Annotated in this window: 11 protein-coding genes; 4 read left to right on the forward strand and 7 right to left on the reverse strand. The window is 44.3% G+C overall.

The genetic code is table 11. The features are described 5' to 3' along the window. The coding region (locus KDK19_RS23040; RefSeq protein WP_257293038.1) for a hypothetical protein at window positions 1–1361 on the reverse strand (1361 nt) is incomplete at its 3' end. Between the two features lie 649 nt (window positions 1362–2010). Here KDK19_RS23040 and KDK19_RS23045 point away from each other — a divergent pair. Continuing rightward, window positions 2011–4830, forward strand: a complete 2820-nt coding sequence (locus tag KDK19_RS23045; protein WP_257293039.1) for a hypothetical protein — start codon at window positions 2011–2013, stop codon at window positions 4828–4830. A gap of 108 nt (window positions 4831–4938) precedes the next feature. Here the strand turns inward: KDK19_RS23045 and KDK19_RS23050 are convergent, their stop codons facing one another. From KDK19_RS23050 to KDK19_RS23070, 5 genes are all read right to left on the reverse strand, one after another. Then, complete coding sequence (locus KDK19_RS23050) at window positions 4939–6072, reverse strand: phage N-6-adenine-methyltransferase (RefSeq protein ID WP_257275847.1); 1134 nt, start codon at window positions 6070–6072, stop codon at window positions 4939–4941. Between the two features lie 291 nt (window positions 6073–6363). After that, window positions 6364–9369 carry a hypothetical protein gene (locus tag KDK19_RS23055; protein WP_257293040.1) on the reverse strand — a complete coding sequence of 1002 codons (3006 nt, stop codon included), beginning with the start codon at window positions 9367–9369 and terminating at the stop codon, window positions 6364–6366. Between the two features lie 427 nt (window positions 9370–9796). Then, complete coding sequence (locus KDK19_RS23060; RefSeq protein WP_257276057.1) at window positions 9797–10789, reverse strand: TIGR01620 family protein; 993 nt, start codon at window positions 10787–10789, stop codon at window positions 9797–9799. After that, the gene (locus KDK19_RS23065; RefSeq protein ID WP_257280150.1) at window positions 10786–12216 is read right to left on the reverse strand and encodes a YcjX family protein; all 1431 of its coding nucleotides are present in this window, start codon (window positions 12214–12216) and stop codon (window positions 10786–10788) included. Before KDK19_RS23065 ends, KDK19_RS23060 begins: the two co-directional genes overlap by 4 nt. Before the next feature lie 55 nt (window positions 12217–12271). Then, window positions 12272–12877: an HNH endonuclease gene (locus tag KDK19_RS23070; RefSeq protein WP_257276059.1), complete on the reverse strand. Its 606-nt coding sequence runs from the start codon at window positions 12875–12877 to the stop codon at window positions 12272–12274. A gap of 274 nt (window positions 12878–13151) precedes the next feature. On the opposite strand from KDK19_RS23070, the gene KDK19_RS23075 reads away from it, so the two are divergent. From KDK19_RS23075 to KDK19_RS23085, 3 genes are all read left to right on the forward strand, one after another. Further along, complete coding sequence (locus KDK19_RS23075; protein WP_257288590.1) at window positions 13152–14171, forward strand: acyltransferase; 1020 nt, start codon at window positions 13152–13154, stop codon at window positions 14169–14171. A 555-nt stretch (window positions 14172–14726) separates the two neighbouring features. Beyond that, complete coding sequence (locus tag KDK19_RS23080) at window positions 14727–17129, forward strand: hypothetical protein (protein ID WP_257293041.1); 2403 nt, start codon at window positions 14727–14729, stop codon at window positions 17127–17129. A 346-nt stretch (window positions 17130–17475) separates the two neighbouring features. Next, window positions 17476–18225: an HAD-IIA family hydrolase gene (locus tag KDK19_RS23085; protein WP_306671205.1), complete on the forward strand. Its 750-nt coding sequence runs from the start codon at window positions 17476–17478 to the stop codon at window positions 18223–18225. 222 nt (window positions 18226–18447) lie between these two features. On the opposite strand, the gene KDK19_RS23090 is transcribed toward KDK19_RS23085, so the two are convergent. Next, window positions 18448–19092, reverse strand: coding sequence for a TetR/AcrR family transcriptional regulator (locus tag KDK19_RS23090; RefSeq protein WP_257280148.1), 645 nt, complete (start codon window positions 19090–19092; stop codon window positions 18448–18450). Between the last annotated feature and the right edge of the window lie 293 nt (window positions 19093–19385).

Consider the following 19385-nt stretch of genomic DNA (forward strand, 5'->3'; position numbering starts at 1 on the left):
ACAGACTCTGTTTTTACGACACCTGACTTTAGAGCATTCATTTGAGATTCATCCGGCCATTGCACCGGAGGCTCTGCGGAATCAGGAAACTGGCTTGCTGGCATCAATGTTTCAACCATTGGCTGCTGAGGTGCAACAGGTTTATGGTGTGAGGGTACTATGGCCGTTTCAAGGTTTTGTTCGTCATGTCGAAGGGAGGACTGAAAGTAATCGTTGTCAGTATGCTCTGCGTCCTGATTGATTTGCTGAAATGAAGTTATAAAAATGTGCAGGATCACCTTTTCTACCAGTTGCAGAATCAGCTCGGCGCGATTGGCATTCGCCAGTTGCTTAATTGTCGCGTCAACGCTGCCTTTAATGTGATCTTGTCCCTGCAAAATCATACCAAAATGCGGGTATGGAAAAGGTTTATACGTCAATTGCAGGTGGCTGTCGCAATCAGGTTGCTGTTCACCACAAAGTGATAACTGACCACTATAACCATCCGCGTCAAATTCAAGTTGGCCAGCAACCCGTGACACAGGGAAATGGGTTGCGGCTGAAACCCGATTTTGGATCAGAGCTACGGTGTTTTTAATGACCGCATCGGTTAAGAGGCTAGCAATGGGACGACCTCTGGCAAAATCTTTCGCCTCATCTTTCGCCTCATTATGCAACAGTGACTCAATACTCACCGGCAGACTTTCTAAATCTCCGTTGTGGGTCAGTGTCACTACCGTTGACTCTGTGGCTTTATCTGAATAATGAATGTCAATACGAATGGCTTCTGGCGCCGTGGGTGAAACCCATGAGAGGTCAATGTGAACGACACTGTGTTGCCAACTGGCCTCATAGAGCTCCAGCCAATGGGAGTAGCCATTGGGTAATGGCACCCCGGCCAGCGTCGGACTGGTGGATGGGCTCAATGGGAATGGCGTTATTCGCAACATCTGCTGATGACGCCCCAGCTGGTAAATCAACTCCAGGTAAAATCGCTTGCGGATCTGGGGTGAGTCCACCTGAATTTGCTCTGACCCCGAACGGGTACCGGTACACCAGCTGTACAGGGCACTTTCTACACTGGGTAAAATGGCCATGGACAAGACTTGCGCCGTGTGCAGCGTCACAGTGTTTTCTGTCCAGCGACTCAGCACGGAGGCGGTTTTTTTGCTCACCAACCAGTACTTCATGATGTTAAATGCCAGAGAGGGTAGTGCTCGCAATCCGTTCAGTGATAAATAATCACCATAACGACGAAAAGTAAAATCGTTTCCAAAGCGGAAAAAGAGGCCAGGTGATGATGAGCTCTCGATAAGCTCAAATTCACCCGGTGAGTGTATGTTTAAAGGAGTTTCATCTTCACCATTATCCTGATGGTCCATTACTGAATAGCTGAAGCCTGCCAAAGACAATTGTAAGAAAAAAATGAAAAATAATGCGTAACTTCTCATAGATTCAACACGCAGCAACAGGATTGGCTAATTCCAATGATTAGTGAGAGCATGAAAATAATGATCCTTATAAATTCACTTGTCATTAAAACAAACATCGAAAATTCATAATGAGCACCGGTTAGCTGGTCAGCCTAGTCGATAGTTGTGATTCCGGCAAAAATGTCATCATACAAATTCCTCGCTCCGCACCCCAAAATCCAACCATTGTACTGAAGGTACCTGAACTTCGTTTACCATAATTTGAAAACAGAATTGATGTTAAGCCCTTTTGATGGCGACCCTCTGCCTGATGATCTATCTTGCTACCGGGAATCGGTTTGTTATGGGCCGAGCGTGTCCATACCCGGACAATCGATGCGACCGGATCGGACTTAGAAGCATTGAGTTCGCACCACGGAGAGTCCATCAACAATAATTTTTATGTTTGATCATACATACCAGTTAATTTATTTCTGACTGGATGGTAAATAACGTATATCAGGGTGATATGAAAAAAACATATTACACACTTGCTGTTTGCAGATTTCTTTTTGTCTGCCTTATGATGCAGCTGGCAACGATACCGCAGGCAGTAGCTGTGAATAGTTTCGTTGAGCCCGTGTCATTCAGTTCACTGTTACCCTTGCTTGCCACAGTTTATCGGAATATTCCCGAAGCCAAGAACCCGCTGCCTGACCTGAATCTGCCACCGCAGCCTGCTCAACCTGGCGGGGATAGTTCATGCTCTTTTGATACTCATGTTTCAGTGGTCGCACCGCAATACAGTCAGATAAAATTACAGCTCGCCCTGGCTGAAGGCCATGTTTGGAAATTCTCAGGTGATAATGAACCTTTGGAACTGGAACCCGCTTATCTGCCCAGCGCCGTAAGATATATTGACCCAACTGGCCATTGTCACGAACATTGGGTCATTCAGGGTGTTGCCACACAGGCCATTTCATCAGGCACCGACCCGGAAGACCCCGGGGCCCCGAAAAACAGCCCGCCATCATTGCTGAGTCGTCAACCTGATTTACCCATACCCTACAATCTAACCCAACTTTTTGCCGGTAATGGTTTTGATCGCTCTGACAAGAATGACCTTGATGCGGTAGAAAACCCGTTAACGCATCTCCTGCCTGCCCCTTTCCCCTTGTCAATCCGTTATGCTGATTCCAGCAATTCGGTTTTATTTCAGGATGCCATCTGGCTAAGGCTTAATCAGGAAGAAGCCCTGGTTCTTGTGCCTTCGGAGTTTCCTGCCGTGGCGAGAGTCAGTGACATGTCTGATGAAAACTGGCCTCAACTTATCACTGCTGAATCAGTTGACAGCAATACCAGCGGTGTCAAACCTGTTTTCAGGTGGGCTAATAAATGGTTACTGAACTCATTATCTGATGACCCGCTATTAAGATTTCTGGCATATATTTACGGGGCAGCCTTTCATGTGCAGGACAGTAATGGGCAACTGTCATACATCATCCAACACAACGGCAAGCTGTTATTGATCAGCAGGACTGAAGCCTACTTACGGTTCAGTCTGTATAACCAGAGCTTTCTTGAATCACTGTATCCAGAGATTTTCGGCCCATCGATGCCAGCAGGTGGCGGATGGCATGAATGGAACCGCTTCATTCGCAAGCAGCCTTTTCATTATGACCGTCCTGAACATGGTGCCGGTAAGCGTCCTGGTGCCCAAAGACCTTCAAATCCTGCAGGTGGGAATCACCAAAGAAATGAAAGGTCGACTCGACCTGAAGCTAATGCAATGCATCACTCAGAACGCAGCTCCGAACAAACCCGGGAACCCGGCACAGCCGCTTCCGAGAGAGATGGAAGGCGGGAACCGATAAATCAGCAGCAAGTTGAGGCTATTTACGATTATGAACCTCAAAGAAACGACGATGAAACACCCATTCCTTTGTACGCTACGGCTTATCTTAGTGGAAGCCAGCAACATTTGTTTTGTCCCGTTTGCACAGAGCTCATTACCGGAGAAGCGAGGACTTGCACTTCGAGTCTTCCTCACAGTGTCTGTATTGGCTGTTTTAAGTCAATGACTGACCTGAAAATGAACACTATTAAAGAATGCATTACTTGTCGTGGGAGAATGGACGATCGTTTATTCAACTATGAAGACACAGCTGCGGCCATCATGTTTCAATGTCCGTTCGGCTGTAACCACAGCTGCCCGCTGGCATTCCTGAAGGGTCATATCATAGACCACCATACCCCGGTTACGCTGGAGCATCAGTCAGAACCTGTGAACCCGGTAGAGGAAGAACAGGCGATTCCCCCAGGGAGTGTATTATTTTATGGTGTGCCTGTAATGCCAGAGGATAAGCATAGAGTCGAGCAGTTTATTCATACTTGTCGCCAGATCAACGATCCCGAACACTTGCAACTGGCTGAGTCATTTACCCGGGCATTCGAAGCACTTCAAAACAGGTGCGAACAGCTGGCCAATGCTCGTTCTGATCAGGAGGACAGGGGTGCGGCTTGTCGAACTGATCACTCGCCCTATGCTTTTTTCAATTCCAGAGAGAACAGTATTGATTCGGCCTACTTGCATTGTTTCAGAAGCACTCTTCAAGAAGGCGACATATGCCGTTTTTGTAATTCCCATATAGGTTTGATTCAAAATAAGATGGGTATACAGGAACATTTAAGAAGATGCTCTGGAGCCGGTTTCTGCCCCAACAGAGATGATGGCTGTTCTTTTCAACATCAGCCTGCCCTTGTGCCGATACACATGTCGAAATGCCGTTTTAACAAAGTCAATTGCCGAATATGCCACCAATATGTAGCTACTGCGAGAATGAGGGAGCACAGAGTAAACTGCCCTTGCAGTGTGCAGTTGGGTCAAGATGATGCCTTATTTTGTGACAGAACTGAACAGAAGCCGATTCAGCTCCATGGGAAGATCCGTAAAATGGGGACTATACCAGTGTTCAAGAAACCGGGAGAAGATACCTATTATTGCAAAATTTCAAAGCTTTTTTATGAATCAATAACCGAAAGAGGACGCAGAAGGGGGAAACACCTTGTAAAGTTTTTCGGAAATCACGCTGAGCGTCCCGATGATTTTTCTGTAAATTTCAGCTTTGATACCCCAGAAGGTAGTTTGTCTTTCGAAATCATTCAGAAAGCAGAACATCGCCGCATGGCGCTACCCATCGTTTTTAACGAAAAAGGTGAAAAGCTGGTAGACAAACCATTTGTACTAAGAGGTACTTCATCATGTGAAGATTGTGGTTGCGAGATTAATAGAGATATGAGCACTCATCCCAATCCGTATCCAATATGCTTAGATAACTTACTTTTTGGAGTATTATGTAGCAAAGTTGGAGCTAATCATAACGATCATTTTCCTGAATGTGTTTACGTTCAGATTAAACTCACTCCAGTTGACTGGTAGATCATTTATTCGCCGAACAATAGAGTGAGGAAATTTAATTGCACACGAACCTGAAAAGACTAAAGGTCTGTTCAAGTAGCGGTTCCTGTTTGACCTTCAGCCGTCGCCTTAAGATGCGCCTGATTCCTCCGTTTGTGCGTCGTCTGAGGAGCGAGCGGTTGACTTGCTATTGCTTTCGAGTCTGTATTCGTTGTGGTTGTTTTTGAGTCCGGCACTGCTTTTCCTGACATGGATTTGTATCTCTGCAGGACGCTTTTCTGTATCAATTATTTTACGTAATTCATAGTTTTCCTTGAGTAAATCCATTGTCTCTTTTGAAACAGTAAAAGAAGTACCTTCACATCCGTCACTATCCAGGATGAGAAGAACAACCACTTTATTCAACACTTCCGATTCAGTGTATTTTTTCACCAGAGGAAGGCTAAAAGAATAGCCAGGCTTGTCAGGGAAACTCATAAACAACACTGAGTTTGTATCAAAAAAAGATGAAGTAATATCATCGCCCGTCAAATCTTTATCGTTTGGCGTCAGAAATGGACTACACAACTTCTCTGCAACTCCATGCCCCCTGTAAATACTTCTGGCAGGTGAATAGTCGTAAGGTCTTACAGTAAAACCTGCCAGGGCAAATAGAGCACTGTGATAACAATATCGCCCTGACCCCGCATCAATGATCACATTGTCTTTTGGGGCAAGACTTAAGTCTTCTTCGAGAAAACTGCGGATCTGATCAAAATCAGACGACGTTAACGGGCAAAATGTTATTGCGTCTCCACATATTATGCCTTCAGGTATATCATGCTGATAACTGATTAAGTCAAATAGTGAGTCTCCTGAAAGATCTGTAATATCAAGGCATTCCCCCGGCCTGGTGCTAAGCACAGACTTCTTTTCAGGATACGCGGTTGCCTCGGTAGTTCCGATATAATACTTAACACAAATACCTATAAAATCGGTAAAGTCGAGCTTTGGATTTCGATAAGCCGCTTCAAAGGCTTCTTCATCTAAAGCAGCTATTCCGGAGAAAATCTCGATCTTTTTTTGATATTTTTGTCCTGTTAGAAAACCCGGTGTGAAGTCTCTACGATTGACCCCAGACGGCTCAACGATGGCAGGCCTGACGGTTCTGGGGTAGACATTGCCATAATCCGCTGTAGCAACTTTTGCAGCACTCTCAGCTCTGGCACTGTAAGTAGAGAGATTTTGCCCCTGATTACATGGGGGTTGAGATAGTGGATCCATCGTTTTTCTCCTTTCTTTAATTCTCCTTAATCATGACGAGGGCGAGCCCGCCAAAAGAATGCTCATAAATACAGACCCGTTAATTAAACTAAAGTTCCAAAAAAGAAGAATCGCAGAGTTTAAAAAAAGGCTGCTGACCAAGCCAGTGTCACAAAGAACAACAGTGTCAGCTGCCCTGTACGCTGGAAGGTCCAGCAAACTTCCGTCGCGTTTTACCCTGGCTTGAAGCGCCATGGAGGATTTCAGGGCAGTCAGCGCAACAAAAAACAATGTAGATCGTCTCAGACTTTTTCATTCCATATTATCAACCTCTGTGTACTGGTCTGCGAATGCAAAAACATTGCTGGCAAACAATGTAAGCCCCTTACTCAGAGCAACCAGAGGAAAAACAGCGTTACTAGCGCCGAGATTAAGCTGACCATCGGCTTGGCTGAAGTGCCTGGGAAATTTTTTCTGTGTATCCGTGGGGTGCGGGTGCAGAGGTTCCGGGTACAGCATTGTATCCAAACGCCCCTTTTGCTTTAAATGTTCTGAGTAACACTCAACAGAAGGGGGAAATGCATCAGGGTCTGTGACCTCACAAGGTTGCAGGGCAGTCCAGTACAAGATCTCCTGTGCTGTGCGAGTCAACCATGAATGGTATTTGTTGTCGTCTAAACCCATAAATGATTGCAACCTTGACTTGGGCTGTAATTCTTTTTCTTTTGCAAAAAGGCCTGACAGGTATTCGTTCAGCAACTGTTCAATAAAGTTTTCTGTCTCTTTCACTGCCAGTTGATTTTGATAATAATAGTCTTGGGAATCCCGACGCAGGCGTGACCTTAACAACACGGCAGCCAGCATATTTTCGCATAGGGCATTGGCAAAGCTTAACCGCTGCATAACCTCTGGACTATAACCCCAGGTTTTAGAGTCTTTCGTACCAAGGCCGCTTTTCATGGAGCCATAGAACTCAACATCGCCCCAATCCCGAAGACCATCCCAGCCAAAATCAGGTCGCTCAATGGCCTTGATCCAGCTTTCAAATTTGCCAGGTAATGGAGAGGCGAAATAAGTGGAGTTCCCCAATAACGGGCTAAGGAACACCCAACGACGCCCGGTAAAGTGAAATGCCGGTATCGTTGACGTAGGCATAACGCCAAACTTGCCATTAAGTACGCCAATGTCATGAATGCTATTCAATAAACCTTGCTCAGCAGTTGCGTAAGGAGTACTGGTATCATCAATAATGTGAGCGTATTTACCATAACTATTCGTTGCTTTGAAATGATAGACCCGGAAGGCTCTTTCGCCGTTAACATAACTCACTTGTAATCGGTCAGTGAAACTTCGGCAACTCTCCGGAAGATCCTTTTCCAGTACGACAAGATACTCGCCAAAGCGTGGTTTCCGGCTTTTAAAACGATCACTTTTGGCAATAAATTGATGCATAATGCCTTCTTGCGCCAGGGTGCTGACGGACTCTCCGACTCGTTGGAACTTATAGTAATCAACCTCCTCACCATTGCATATTGCCAGTGTACGACCACCTACGATACTGCCTTCTTTTTCAAACAGCGATAGCGGATCTTGACCAGAATAAACCGATTCAAAGACTGTTTCACCGGCGCGAGCAAATTCCGACTGTAACTGACGACCGGAAGCTAACTGTGCAGGATGAAAATCAAATGCGTGGGCAGCCACTACTAATTCGAAAGCCGAAGTATTGGACAATTGAAAATTGAGAGGATTAACGGGCTCTGCCAATTTGCCGGAAGAATCCAGTTTGAAGAAAAGTGCCGGGTCTTTGAGAAAATCCAGAGTATCAGCCAGTAATGGTAGAGGTAGTCTGGATTTCCAGTCCCCCACCAAATATTCTTTATCAGCAACTAACCTTTCTGCCAGTAATTGAATGAGCCTTTGCCGGTTTTTTGGATCAGTGCAACAATTCTCTAGATATTTTTTATTGTTAAAAAAGAGCACAAAATTCAGATACCGCTCAATGTAATCTAATACAATACCAGGGTTTTCTGGCCGTAACTTTCTGTTCAAAAAGTGCAATTTCCCCTTATCGAAGGGTTCAGATTTAAGCACTATGTCGTCTTGCTTCTTCAGAATCTCTTCCGGAAGCATATGAAACTTCTGTTCAGGAAAATAAGGATGAACAACATTCAAGGCATGGGTTTTAAAATCGTTGTCTGCATTCACTTTTTCAAAGAAAAAATAAAGGATATTAATCTCAAAACCTTTGCTAACTCCAGGCCTAATCCTTAAGATGTCCAACAATGAATCCTTTGCTGTATCGTTTAATTCCTGAAGCAATGTATCATTCAAATCATTAATGACAATCAATAAAAAAGGATTAGCTTTCACCAGTTTTTTTAATAACAAACCAAGTTTTTCTTCATCTGCCTTATATCTTTTTGAGGCAAAATCATATACCGCATACAGGGACATGCGATATAATTGATCTCTTTCATTATTTGTTTCTAATTCAGCTGTTACGATCTTAATCAGTACCTCTTCAAAAAAGACAGGGTCCTTGGTGAAAGTACTGTATTGATTAGAGAAAATGCTTTGATAATTAACAGCCCATTTCTGGTCATTAAGCGAATCCAAAATAGCTTCTTTTGTTATAAATTGAGCCGGAACCTCTGATAATTCACAAAAACCGTGTGATAATTGTGACAGGCAGTACTCTTTGTTTTTTCTTTTAATGTGTTCTGGAAGGTCTCCAACCGCTATCATTCCTGAACGAATGAGCTCATTGTACAAGTCATCATTTTGATTTTTAAAATACTCAGGGAGAGTGCCCAGGGACTCTATTTTCGCTGTAACATCCAGATATTCATAAACAAAAACGGCTAGTTCCGGTGGTGTTCGATAAGGAATACCATTCAAACTCGAATATTCAATAAGAAAATCAACATCATTTTTTAATTCCTCAGGCAGGTCATCGTAAGAAAGTCGAGAAAACTTATACTTGGGATGAGCTAATAGTAGATCTTTAGTCAGTTTATCTTTGGGTATTTGGTTAATATGAAAAACACCAGTCCGTACAAATTCTTTCATAAGGATGGGTGATTCTAAATAATGGTTATCTATTCTTTTTCCAATATCGGTTCTGGGAAGATAGTCGACAACGGTCATAAGCTCATCTTGCGTGAGTTTATCAATTCCCTTCTTAACGAGTTTTTGAATCAGCTCGGCTTGCTTGTCGGTCAAGATAGCAGTGTTCACAGCAGAAAAGGTTTCAAACCTTGAGGTTACTTTAGAATTTTGATGAACATGGGTGACGTCCAGTTTGCGTTTAGCCACTTCAGGGGTATCTACATTTAAAACCACTGCTCTTGAAGAGATGCCGATCTGTTTTTGTTCTGTTACGGGATCTGATGTGAAATCAGCGAAATTGACTCCCAGTGACTCACCGCTGACGGTTCTGCCAGAAACATTGCCGCGATTCGCTTCAGCATTGCCTTTAGCACTGAATGTAGAGGGATTTGGTCCATGATCATATGAGGGTTGAGGTAATTGATCCATCGTTTTTATCCTGTCTTTAATTGTCCCTAATTAAAATGAGGGTGAGCCCTCCCTGGAATACATATAGATATTGACCCATAAGTTGACCAAAAGTTCCAAAAAAAGAGAGATCGCAAAATAGTGATTTGAGCAAAAAACTCAAGCCACTTAAAAAAAGAAGGCCGCTGGCCGGGTCGGTGCTACACGGAACAATATCAATAGACGGCTAGTCGCTATCTCTGCGAAACCGTGCCCGGATTAAGTTGATGATCTCTTTCACCATTTTCCCCATTCCCGGCCGCTGACCTTCTGCAAAAGGCACAGGACGACAGAGTTCCATCGCCTGAATACCGATTCGTGCCGTATAGAAACCGATACCTGCCCCCGTGGCGGCCTGAGTGCTGATCGTGCTGATCAGTTTACTGGAAGCCAGATCTGCCAGCTGGTCAGTCATCAGGTCTGTACTGCCAGCCAGAGCCATTTGGGTTAGCGCCATCTTTAACAATCTCATTCTTGCGGACAGGGAAGGACGGAGACCATAAATCTGGCAGATTTCATCCAGCATCTTCAGGCAACGCCAGCCTGACAACATCATATCCAGCAGTGCCAGTGGACTGATGGCGACCAGAATGGCCGCTTGCTGGCTGTGCCGGGAAATTCTGGCGATGGCCTGTTCATCCAGACTTCGGAACAGCTGCTGGTCCAGGTGCTGAAGGGTTTCAGCATCATCCGCATAATCAGGCAGAGTGCTGAGGGCTTTTTCCAGTAAAAGTTGATGTGGCTTGTTCCGATAAAGTGCACTTAATTTTGCCAACCAGTGTTTGGCTTGTCCGCAGGAGCGGGCTTTAAGAATGCCCTTGGCGTTTGCTTGTAATTGTTCGACGCCTCTGAAGTCTTTCTGATAGCCAAAGTATTCCCACGCTGCTTTTCCTAAAAGACCGATAAGGCCAGCAACCAGCAAACCAAATACTGCGGCCAATGACCAGTGGGTTTGGCTGAGGAAATAAAGGAATTCTACGGTCTGCCAGGTGGCCAAAATAGCCATCAGGGCAAGAATGCCTTTTGCAGCACGGCCCAGAAAACGCAATGGCTTAAGTGATAGCGTGGGATCACTTAGTAGTGGCAGATTCGGATCATTGCTCAGGGATTTCGGAGTTTCCAGTTGAACATTTTGATCCAGGGGAATAAAGAATTCGTCTTTTTCTTGGGTGGGTTTCATTGAAATTTATCTCCCAGCAGATCATTCAGAACGCTGTCCAGACGGATGTGCGGTAAACGGCTTCCGTTGTTCAGTTTTAGTCCGGCTGGAGGTAACAGCTTGCGCAGATGCCACTGCTGGCAGTTCTGCCAGTAATCATCGTCAGGATACTGCTCTGGCAAGGGAGGATGCAGAAGAAGGCCGGGCCCCTCTTCTGTATTGCCTTTAAGGACTCTCTGACCGTGGTGTTCGGCATAGGTTGTAGAGCGGACAGAGGCAATGGCTTCGCAGCGGATATCGACTTCCCTGAACCTTGCCTGTCGCTGTGACTCTCTGACCAGAGAAGCTGTCAGAGATCGCACCTGCTCATGCTGATCAGGCAAAACCTGATCGATCTTACTGGCAGCGAAGACAATCCGGTCAATCCGGGGCTGAATCAGTCGGCGAATAATATTGTTAGTGCCGTATTCAAAGTTTTGCAGAACCTGGGTCAGTGACATCCTCAGGTTGTCCATGGCTTCCTGACCCTGATTCAGGCTTTTCAGCACATCAATAAGAACCAGCTGGCGGTCAATGCGTTGAAAAGTATTTTTGTAGAAAGGCTTTACCCAGCGTTTCAGATAATGCTGGTAATTCGTTTCGCAGATTTGATAGAGCGCATCGCCGGGAGCAGCCGATTTTTCCTCTTCACTCAGCTCCACCAGTTGTGGCAGAGGAATAAATGGAAATTGACTTTCAGGGCTATCAGGAGCCAGATGCAGTAACCGTCCGGGCTGAATCATCGTCAGCCCCTGTTGCTGGCAACGTTTCAAAAAATCCAGTTGTTGCTGCCAGAGTGAGTTCAGTCTCCACTCGTGCAGAGGCTCCAGAATATTCAGCGATTTCAGCTGAACCAAAAAAGGATCTTCTGGCATGGCTGCTGCCAGTTTTCGGCTTTGCTGACACCAGTCTTGATAACTCATTTCCAATAGCGGAAGATCCAGTAACCATTCCCCGGGGTAGTCATGTATTTCCAAATAAAGACGACTAATACCCGGTTTTGTTCCCGGAATAAGATGACTGCGGGCGCGGTATTTTATTTCCAGCAAACATCCCGACGCCTGTCGTGTGGCGCTGGGCCAGGCTTCCCTGTCCAACGCAGTGGCGCTCTCCAGATAGGGAAACAAGGTCAGATCTTTCAGTGGCGATATTTCTACACCTAGTAGACGATTCTGCAAGGCGGGTGGCAATGCGGTCAGAGCAGCATCGGGGTAATAGCGAAGCTGATGGATAAGGCTGGTGATCAGGGTCGTCTTGCCACTGCCACTAAAGCCGGTAATCCCCAGACAAACTCTTTTATCAAGCAGACGGTCAACACTTGCAGCCACCGCAACTGACGCTGAACTGGCCAGGCTTTTCGCCCTGTCGCCGGTTCTTTTCAATCTCTGTTTGAGGTATTGCTTTCGCACATCAATCTTCTATTTTTCTGTATTCCCCTGATAGTGCTGTCAACTTGGGCTATTTTCAAGAGTCGTCAATCAGCAGGGCAGGCTCTATGTCCTGACGACCCGGATCAAGGCTCCAGCGGCAGTTTTCAGAAAACTGACTGCTAAGATAATCTGCCTGCTCCGGCAAAATACGGTGGCTGTTCACCAAAGCCAGATATTCAGCCGCATTCGGTCGATAGGGTAACGCCACCAGCGCCATATTCAGCTCTTCCAGCAAACGATCGCTTTTGAATTGATTGCATCGCTTGCAGGCCGCGACTACATTCATCCAGTCGTCTTGCCCACCCCTTGAAGTCGGCAGGATATGGTCGCGGGTCAAAAACCGGCGTGACAGGAACTTGCCACAATACATGCACTGGTGATTATCACGTTCGAATAGAGAAGAGTTAGTCAAGGCAGGGTTGGTACGGGCAGGAAAGTGTCGTTTACCGCCACAGGCAATGATGCTGGGTAATTCAATGACCGTCTGGGTACCAAGCCATCGGTTATAGCCGCCTCTTACCCGATATATGATATCGCCAAGACTCCAGCGGATCAGGTCTCTTGAATAGAGACACACTGTCTCCTGCCAGGTCAGCCACTCCACCGGTTGTCCGGCAGCATTCAGTCGCAGAATATACATAATTCAGCTCCCGCTTTCTCATCCATGACCCTCTTTTATTAACTTATCGAAATGAAATGCCCTTGCCAATGCCCCACTCCCGACAAAAGCCGCGCCCATTCCAGAGATGCAACCACAGGCGTGCTGTGCCGAAATCAGATAGTCCTCTTTTTCAGGGGGAAGTTTAGCTCTCTTGTGACAGAAGAACAGGAGAGTAATATAAGTAATTTCCCTCCTGAAAAGCGATTGATCAAATATCATAATAGACAGCTACCTAGCAAAAAGAATCAGGCCAATGTCATCAAAAAGAGAACCTGTGTTTTATCTGGACCTATTGCGTGTTGTGGCCGCAATAGCTGTGATTATGATCCACGTGCTGGGACCCTATCGCGAGCTTTACGGACAAATCCCCATGTCAGATTGGCTCACGGCAGTCACTTTTAACAGTTTTTCCCGCTGGTGCGTACCCATTTTTATCATGATCACCGGCATGCTGTTTTTATCGGACAAGCGCCCTTTTGACCTGAATTACTTCCTGAGACGACGGGTGATGAAAGTTCTGGTGCCCTTTCTTTTCTGGGCCGTGTTTTATTCCTTTCTGGCAGGACTCACACCCACTTTTGATTACGAGTGGACCAGGGCTATTAATACCCTGAAAGAACTTCCCTATGAAAGTACCTGGTACCACCTTGGTTTCTATTACTATTTTATTCCCCTTTATCTTGTCATCCCTTTTCTGAAGCCTGCTGTGCAGGCCATGCCCGATGACCTGCTTAAATTTATGGCAGGGGTCTGGTTATGGCTGACATTAAGTTACCTGATCAGGATCGAAACTTTCTGGCATATCAATACACTCCTGTACGGTGGTTATTTAATCTGGGGATATTGCCTTGCGAAGTATGATACCCGTAGGTATCAATCATTGATTATTTTTGGCGGTATTCTTGGACTGATACTCACTTTAGGCGGAGTGTTCTGGCTTAGCAACGAGAAAGGAACGTACAGTTCTGGTCGATTCAACTCTTATAAAACCATTAATACCGTTCTCGTGGCAACCATGGTTTTCTGCCTGGCCAAACACTACTGCGATAAATTTCAGGGGAGAAGCAAAAGCATTATTTCAATTCTCAGCCGTTACAGTCTGGGCATATACCTGGTACACCCTCTTCTGCTCTGGCCCGTCAGAGCCTACGACCTCTACCCTGCGAGTGCTATTATCATGATTCCCTTCTGGACTGTTGTGACCATGCTGGCCAGCACTGCAGTGGTCTGGCTACTCGGTCGAAGTCGTCTAACCCACTGGATCGTTCCCTGATCCGGAAGGTGTTGCAAAAGTAGCGGGCAAAGCTGAGTCACTTTTTAAAGCAGTACCAGCGAAGCTCAGGACTTTTGCAACAGCCTTTCTTATTGTCTTTTGAATAAAAATAGCTGTTTGATTATACGACTGCAGTTTTTTTCCTGCTTTTAAGGCTGTTAGGCATGGGCTTTTAATAAACAACGGTCATTAATGCAAAAGTGCTTTATTCTGAAGCCCTTGAGTTTTTTCAGTCCAATGGACCTTCATGTTTTGGTCATAAGGGCTGAGCAATTGTGATTATTTCGCCAGCACATTTGATTATTTCCCAATATGTAACTAGCTTATTCGATGGCAATTAATCTTCAAGCCAGACAACTACACAAGATCATGCATAGTATCAAAGATACTCTATACACACTTATCAGCTTTCGTGTTGATATTTTTTAATTGAATAATTGGAATATTCAGACTTATCGACTAAAACGCTTGCTATAGAGTGTACTTGGAGTCGCCGAATAAAACTATTCAGGATCTTGGCATTTAAACAGATTAATAAAGATAACTTTTCCGATTATGAAGTCAGCAATTATTTTTATCTGGTTATTCATGACTGCTTCACATGCGATAGCTTCTCAACCCTTGACTCTCTGCCGTCAGGGAGCTTTAATTCCGGCTTACACAAGCAAGTCTTTTCCGATAATACTTCCTATTGAAAGAAACAGTGTTGAAAAATTACTACTTGATGCCTTCAAGAAAAAAGAAATACCAACTTTCCCAGTTTGGAAAAACCACTTTCTAGAGAGTGCAACATATAAAGTAAAAAAAGAGCTTAAAGAACTCGATCACAAAAAGAACACAGAGTTTTCTGAAAAAGAAAAGAATAACCTCTATCCATTAGCCGACGAAAAAAATGAGATTATTAATAATCAGGCGAATGTCTTGAATACTTTTTCATTCTTTTTGCCTGATACTGCTAAAAATGCCTTTTTGAAAGGGAATACTGGTGACATTCCCGATATTATCAGTCTGGGTAATTCAAAGGAAAATCTGACAGGAAATGACAAAGTTGATAGTGATCGGCAGACCAAAAAAGGGGATCAAACCGAAAATCAAAGGCAACAAGGATCATTAAAAGTAAAACTGGGCAAGCGCAGGAGAATCGACTCAAACCTCAGCTTAAATACTCCATACTTGACACCTCAAGAGGCAGCCGGGCATTTCTTAAATACTATTAATAAACTCACTGAGAAACATGATTTTTCTATCGAAAGAATAATCGAGAATGAAAAAAGAAAGGATTTTGAACATGTCCATTTTCGAGGTAATGTCATGACTACTGAACACAATGTTAAAGAAATTTTTGTAGATTTCATATTATATATGGAAGGAATGTTAACAAACCAGAAATTTACTTTTAAAACTGATACCCATAAATATCGACCTGACCTTAGAATTAGCACTAAAAATATTGAAAAAATAGATTCCATTTTATCCAGAATATTTTCTCAACGAAAAAGTGAGTCATTACTTAATAACAAGACATATAAATACTACTATCTTGGTGCTTTATTAGCCGACTATCTTTACATATACCATGGACATCATAATGAATTTAAAAATAAGTACTACCTGTTAGCTCGGCATGATGCATTTCGTTTTTTTGAAAAAATATTTTTTGGTAATGGCTGTTTTTCAGAATTTCTTAATCTCATGGAATTGATCACCCTCTACAGACGAGAACTTACTGATGAATCAAGGAAATTGATGGATTTTAATGAAAATGCAATGAGTAGAAATCTTATTACTGACGCTCTACGAAAAAATAATACCCTTAGAAAATCTTTTAATGAAGTTCTCATTGGACCGAATCTTAAAAAACTTTGGTTAGGTACTCTTAATGATATGCTTGAAGAAAAGCAAGACTGCCTGGAACAAGATATAACGCTTGATAATAACCTAAACCTCATATTTGGTGAAGAGCTGGAATACGATATAACTTCAATAATTGAAACGGGAAGCCTACAAGATAGCAATTATATTCCCATATTTGAAGATCGTATGAAAAAGTCAGGGGCTAACAAGGCAGGTGTTGGCACTCATAACTTAACTTTTGATGGTCTTTTCCACATAACTCCTACTATGGATGGTGATGCATGGTTTGAGGTGAATTGTAAACCATACCATGATGGTGAAGCCAATGTGGACAGTTGTTTTGAAAAAGTCTTTGAAGTGGTTGATTCAATGATTCAAGATGGGCTTATAGGTTATTCTTCCGGTCACAAGCATGTCGATGCATTGAGTGCCACCCACGGTGATCCGAGTGTTCTTTTGGAATTGCAGAGGGAGATTGAGAGCAATCCCTATTTACTAAGAGCATTCGGGAATAATGACCGAATCATCAATGATGATGAGAGTCAATGGTATAAATTGTTTTCTGATTATTCTGATATGAGGGGGTTAGCCATTGAGCGGATAAACTGGATGATTGCTACGTACAATGAAAAATTAGAGGGATTCAATTGTGAAAAACCGAATGGTCATTGGCAAACCGATTCAGAAAAACTGGAGAAGCTTAAGCGGTTTTCAAAAATATACAGTCATCTGATACAGATGGCTCCTTTACAACAAATGTTTGGTGGGTTTTCTGATGTAGAGATAGACAAATATATGGCTATTTCTTTGTTGCATATTCCAGGAACAGAGATGATCCAACCCTATGGTACAATAGAGTTTCGTTTTTTCCGCTGCCCTGAAAATTTGAGGGAGTTAAAATTGGTTAATCAGTTTTTACAAACCTGGTTCGAATATATTCATGAACGTCGAAAGCGCAATGAGCCGATTCAGCCCGTCCCTGACGATGTTAGATCCAGCAAAGACTATAGTACCGGGGAAGTTCTCTTTTCGACCGTCCAATACTTGCAGAAACTGGGACTGAACCCTGATGACTATCACAGCTTTCTGAATAAAATCAGATGATATTTGATCACAATGGTGCTCAGTCCTGTTTTTTTGTATGTATTGAACGGGAATCACCTCAAGGACTACAGAATAAAGCACTTTTGCGACACCCTCCAGATCAGGCAACTAACCAGCGGGTTAAACGACTTTGACTGAGTAAGTTAAGTATACCGAAAGCTGTAGCTGTCTGCACAAAGGCAAGAGAGGTTTTGGTGGCCATCGTGAAGTGGATACACGATTTTCAGATTTGGTTAACAACAGCGTAATCAGACGCTGGCACTTCGGGCTGGAAAGCTTTCTGGCCTTCTGGCTTTCAAGCCCTTTATAATGCCCTTCTCAGAGTCTAACCTGATCAGATAGTATTATGTCTAAAAGCGTAATTTGTGACATTGACGGCGTGATTTTGCATGACAACACCCTGATTCCCGGTGCTGATGATTTCATTCACAGTATGCTGGAGAGGGACATCTCTCTGGTCATGCTAACCAACTATCCCTCCCAGACCGAGAAAGACCTGCAGAACCGTTTTGCTTCTGTCGGCATCATTATTCCGGAAAGTTGCTTTTTCACTTCTGCCATGGCTACAGCAGAATTTCTTAAACGGCAGGAAGGTCAGAAAGCTTATGTCATCGGCGAGGGTGCCCTGGTTCACGAACTGTATAAAGCAGGCTTTGCCATTACCGATATCAATCCGGATTTTGTCGTCGTGGGTGAAACCAAGAATTACAACTGGAACATGATCCACACCGGAGCCCGGTTTGTGTCTGAAGGAGCACGTTTTATTGCCACAAACCCTGATACCCACGGTCCCAATATGACTCCGGCCTGCGGTGCACTGTGTGCTCCTATCGAGCGGATTACTGGCAAAAAGCCATTCTATGTGGGCAAACCCAGTGCCTGGATTATACGTGCCGCCCTGAACAAAATGGGGTCACATTCAGACAACACCGTCATTGTAGGTGACAACCTGCGCACTGATATTCTTGCGGGCTTTCAGGCCGGCCTTGAAACCATTCTGGTTTTGTCCGGTGTATCCCGACTCGCTGATATCGATAAGGTCCCTTACAAGCCCAACCATATTTTCGATTGCGTTGCGGATATTGATATTATCTGAACTCGCTTACTCTCGAATCGAGTTTGGGTGATCTTTTTCCGATCTGCTTTCCCTGCCGGTGTATGAACCCGAACCCGATTCATTTTTTCAGGCCACTCATCAAAACAATTTAATCGTTCTCATCCACCACGGCCTTAGCTGTAAATCACTATTTAAAAAACCAGTGGTCAGATTCTGAAAGAGTATCTTCCTCGTCGGGGAATTCTGGTTCCTGAGTCGGGCTTAATCAGCCAGAGCATCCTGATCCATTCCTCCCGCCAGAAACTCAATGAGGAACCGGGCCTGCTGGCTAATATGTTCTGGTGTCCAGGTCTCAGGGTCCAGGCGGCACTGCTGATCCCAGCGAGCTACTGTATGAATCACTATGGACCCCATAAAAGCGAGCCGGGCACGGAGCTCTTTGACACTCAAATGTGGCAAAATGGTACCAAATGCCTCGGTCATACGAACCAGAGAGCTGCTTCTGGGGGTATCCATCGCAGCGATCTGATGATTACCTCGCTGAAACAGATGACAGACCAGACTGGTATAGGAACTCTCTTCTCTTGAGGTTTTCAGGTTTGCCATGTATGGAAGCAACAAAACCTTCACCAGATCTCTGGTAGTTGGTGGTTCTTTATGGTTGAGAAGCTCATCAAGCATCTCATGACGCTTCTGGTTGAGAGGGATCATTCGGAAATCCAGAATGGCGTTAATCAGCCCTGCCCGGTCACCAAAATGATACTGAACAGCAGAATTATTCTTCTGTCCTGCGGCTCTGGCTATTTCACGATCTGAAACCGCATCCAGCCCCCTCTCAGCTATCAGCTTTTCCGCTGCTTTTACCAGCGCTTCCTTGGCGTCTGTCAGCTGTATTAATGCATTCATAGTGGTGCCATAAAAATCAAGCTATTCAGCTTAATCAAATTACTCATTTTAATATCATTCAGAGAAAAAATGGTCAGTTCAGCTATACCGGCTACTCATTGTCGAAAGCCTGTCTATATTATCTCGACGAATGTCGAAGAGATGCAGACCATTAAAACCCTTTTTCGTTTCCAATGATGGAACAATGGCTACACCCCTTCTTCAAAGCAGTTTGAAAGAGCTGTGCCAAGTCCCTTAAATCGAACATCAGCTTAACATCTGTGGCCTTTGGGGGCGAACTCCACTGATAGCTG

This window comes from Endozoicomonas sp. ONNA1 (genome assembly GCF_024606325.1).
In the GTDB taxonomy this organism is placed as follows: domain Bacteria; phylum Pseudomonadota; class Gammaproteobacteria; order Pseudomonadales; family Endozoicomonadaceae; genus Endozoicomonas_A.